We start from the raw sequence: 2,558 nt of genomic DNA on the forward strand, positions 1-2,558 counted from the left end.
CGCTTCTTTCAGCGCCTCAGGTTTGCTAGATTTTGGATTATCCGGCGGACAAAAAACGGCAACAACTTCGTCACCTCGATCCAAAAAAGCCTCTAATGCCGCCTTACCAAAATCCGCACTTCCAATCAGCGCAACACGCATCTTAGATCACCTTATCGTGACGAAGACTAATCAACTCATCCGTTGAATAGCCGAGTTCGTGAAGGATCTCATCGGTATGCTCACCGAGTAGCGGCGAACGAGTTACATCCGTTGGGCTATCAGACATTTTGATTGGGTTACCAACAGTGAGGTATTTGCCGCGAATTGGGTGATCCACTTCAACAACAGTTCCAGTAGCGCGCAATGCCGGCTCTTCTGCGATCTCTTTCATCGACAAAATTGGACCACAAGGAATATCGTATTTGTTCAAGATATCCATGACTTCGAACTTCGTCTTTGTCATTGTCCATTTTTCGATTTCACCGAAAATTTCCATCAAATGTGGCAGGCGCGCCATTGGGGATGCAAATCGCACATCCGTAATCCAATCTTCTCGGTCGATTACCTTGCAAATCGCCTCCCAAACAGGGGCTTGTACGATGACATACATATAGGAATTTGGATCTGTTTCCCAGCCTTTGCATTTCACAATCCAACCAGGCTGACCACCGCCTGAAGCATTACCGGCACGAGGCACTGAGTCACCGAACTCTCCATTAGGGAACTGTGGATACTCTTGCATCAAACCAACGCGCTCTAAGCGCTGTTGATCGCGCAACTTCACGCGGCACAAATTCAATACCGCATCTTGCATTGCTGCCAATACTTTTTGACCACGACCAGAGTGAGTGCGTTGATATAGTGCAGTCACAATTCCTAATGCCAAATGCAGGCCAGTACCACTATCACCAATCTGCGCACCAGTCACCATAGGAGGGCCATCATCAAAACCAGTTGTTGACGCTGAACCGCCAGCACATTGAGCAACGTTTTCATAAACTTTGCAATCCTCGTAAGGACCAGGGCCAAAGCCTTTTACTGAAGCCATAATCATCATAGGATTGAGCTCTTGAATACGCTCCCAAGAAAAACCCATACGGTCTAGTGCGCCAGGAGCGAAGTTCTCAACAAGAACATCACACTCCTTAATCAAACGCTCCAGAATTTCCTTACCCTTTGGAGTTTTCGTATTGACAGTGATTGAACGTTTGTTGTGGTTCAACATGGTGAAATACAAACTATCTGCATCAGGGATATCGCGCAATTGACCACGAGTGGCATCACCCTCACCTGATTTTTCTACTTTGATTACGTCTGCACCAAACCAAGCGAGCAACTGAGTACATGTTGGGCCAGATTGAACGTGTGTGAAGTCAAGAATTTTGACCCCTTCTAATGCTTTTGCCATGATTAAAGTCCTAATAAGATTGAAATTTTGAATTAAGCCGATTTTACCAGCGACGGATTGCGGTGCAACATGGCGTGCCTATTTATTAGGCACAAACCAGCCTAGATACCTCATATTGGGGGATTTTGCTGTGAAATATTCAGCTTTCAAGATCGGAAAGTCGCTTTTTTAGTGCCCTTTCTTCTGCAAAACCTTGGGTCTCATCACGAATCACTGCGGCAACGCCATAAGCTTGATTATTTGCATCAAACAACATGCCCACGGTAAAAGCGATTGATAAAGTATGGCCATCTTTGTGCTTTGCCGGCACCTTTAGCAATGAAGTGCCATAACGGGTAACACCCGTCTCCATGGATTTGCTGTAGCCCTCGTTGTGTCGCTGGCGCTGACGCTCAGGAACAATCAAATCTAAAGTGTTTCCAAGCGCTTCTTCTTCTGAGTAACCAAAAATTTTGCTAGCAGCTGCGTTCCAAAGAACAATTTTTTCATGAGCATCAGCAACAATCACTGCATCGCCAATGCAGTCGATCAATTGGTTTAAATCTACATTTGTTTTCATAATGCCTATCTAAGGACTTTTACTCTATCGGGTGAATAAAAAAAGGCGCTCACAAGAGCGCCTTTAAGATCAAAACAAAATACTTATTGTTATTAAACCGCTTTAGCTGCATGCAACTTAGCAATATCGTCAGCGTTATAGCCAAGATCTTTCAATACTTCGTCAGTGTGCTCACCCAATACTGGTGATGGACCAACGTCGATCTTCAAATCAGAGAACTTGATTGGGCTACCGATTGTTAAGTACTTACCACGAACCTTGTGGTCAACTTCAACAATAGAGCCGCTCTTACGCAAATCAGGTGATGCAGCCAATTCTTTCATTGAGAGAACTGGTGCGCAAGGAATATCGAACTTGCGGAGGATGTCCACAGCTTCGTACTTAGTCTTGTCCTTAAGCCACTCTTCAATCGTTGCGAAGATATCAAAAATCTTATCTTGACGCGCTTCTGCAGTCATGTACGCTGGATCAGTTGCCCACTCTGGTTTGCCCAAAGCTTTAGTAATTGGCCTGACCAGTCGGCTTAGCGGCGGGAATCTGATTTATTCGCTGGAAGGGGTCAATGTCCTGGACACCACCAGTCAGTTTGATCGACCGTTGCATCCAGGT

The 2,558-nt window shown here is 45.4% G+C and carries 2 protein-coding genes and 1 pseudogene; all 3 read right to left on the minus strand.

The annotated features are described in order from the left end of the window. Window positions 1–142: 142 nt before the first annotated feature. Window positions 143–1,390, minus strand: coding sequence for a formyl-CoA transferase (gene frc / locus B7X71_RS15035; RefSeq protein WP_215302958.1), 1,248 nt, complete (start codon window positions 1,388–1,390; stop codon window positions 143–145). A gap of 139 nt (window positions 1,391–1,529) precedes the next feature. After that, window positions 1,530–1,949, minus strand: a complete 420-nt coding sequence (locus B7X71_RS15040; protein ID WP_293601272.1) for a PAS domain-containing protein — start codon at window positions 1,947–1,949, stop codon at window positions 1,530–1,532. Between the two features lie 92 nt (window positions 1,950–2,041). After that, window positions 2,042–2,458: pseudogene (locus tag B7X71_RS15045) on the minus strand (CoA transferase); the annotation flags it as partial. Between the last annotated feature and the right edge of the window lie 100 nt (window positions 2,459–2,558).

The organism is Polynucleobacter sp. 39-46-10 (assembly GCF_002282275.1).